Annotated in this window: 1 pseudogene; it reads right to left on the bottom strand. The window is 42.2% G+C overall.

Features of this window, described 5'->3' with window-relative positions:
* Nucleotides 1-78: 78 nt before the first annotated feature.
* Nucleotides 79-1,275: pseudogene (locus Xsze_RS21375) on the bottom strand (IS256 family transposase); the annotation flags it as partial.
* Nucleotides 1,276-1,460: the final 185 nt, after the last annotated feature.

Raw genomic sequence — 1,460 nt, 5'->3', positions numbered from 1 at the left:
AAACAACGATGTGGTAAAATAGGGTTTAAATGGATCCTGTAAATAATTCTGTGTATTTGCCCATTTATTAAAGGTGACGTCCAGGCGGTCACCGAACTCAATAATAAAACGACTCATCGCTTGTTTCCAGTTTTGGATCGGCATGCTCCATTTTTTTGAAGCTGATTCAATCGCCAAATAGATAACTTTACGCACAGAATCTTCCGTTGGAAATACCTTACGTTTTTTAATCGCATGGCGGAGCACACTGTTGAGGGATTCTATTGCATTCGTCGTATAAATGGCTTTACGGATATCTTCGGGATAGGCAAAGAACGTGTTTAGATTCTCCCAATGGGCGTACCAACTCTTGCTGATTTGTGGATATTTGTCATCCCACGCTTGAGCAAATTTATCGAGTGCTATCAATGCTGATGCTTCTGTTGCTGCTCGATAAATTGTTTTCAGTCCGGCGGTTACCGCTTTGTAATCTTTCCATGAGACATATTTTAAGCTATTACGCACCATATGGATGATGCATAACTGGATCTGAGTTTGTGGATAAACGCTATTTATCGCGTCAGGAAAACCTTTTAGACCATCAACACACGCAATGAGAATGTCCTGAACACCCCGATTTTTCAGCTCAGTAAGCACCGATAACCAAAATTTAGCCCCTTCATTTTCAGCTATCCACATACCGAGAAGTTCTTTATGACCGTCAGTATTAATCGCAAGTGCAAGAAAAACTGACGGGTTGATAACCCTACCGTCGTGTCGCACTTTCACAACAATACAGTCAAGATAAACAATGGGATACAGTGACTCCAGGGGGCGATTTTGCCATTCTTGAACTTGTTCTTTTACTGCATCTGTGACTTTGGAAATCAGTGTTGGAGAGACATCCGCATCGTACATCTCTTTGAACGTTGCCACGATTTCACGCGTTGTCATGCCTTTAGCATAGAGGGCGAGAATTTGGCTATCCATCTGCGTAATACGCGTTTGATTCTTCTTGATTAATTGAGGTTCAAAGCTGCCTTCACGATCCCGTGGCGTGGTCAATTCAAACTCGCCATCATCGGTCAGTAACGTTTTAGAGGAATAGCCATTACGAGTATTAGAGCCTGATTTAGCGGCATTTTTTTCATGCCCTAAATGCTCAGTCAGCTCTGCATTTAATGCAGTTTCGACGGTAAGTTTAGTCAGCATTCGGGTGAACTGATTAAGGTCAGCTTCCGTTTTGATGCCTTTTGCAAATTCAGCTGCAAGGGCTTTAAGTTTTTTCTCGTCCATAATATGCCTGCTTTGTTGTTGGATGTAACATATCAAAAGCAGGCAAATACACAATTTAGATTACAGTCTCCCATTTGCATATATAGCCCACGCAGCCATAACCATTTCCAACCATAACGAAATGGTGCAACCAACGGCGCCCAGAAAAACCAAAACATCAGTGCCATCACTGCAAAGAAGGAGAG

The organism is Xenorhabdus szentirmaii DSM 16338, from assembly GCF_002632585.1.
GTDB classification, from domain to species: Bacteria; Pseudomonadota; Gammaproteobacteria; order Enterobacterales; family Enterobacteriaceae; genus Xenorhabdus; species Xenorhabdus szentirmaii.
The sequence above is the reverse complement of the archived record's forward strand: the minus strand, read 5'-3'. Positions and strand labels throughout refer to the sequence as shown.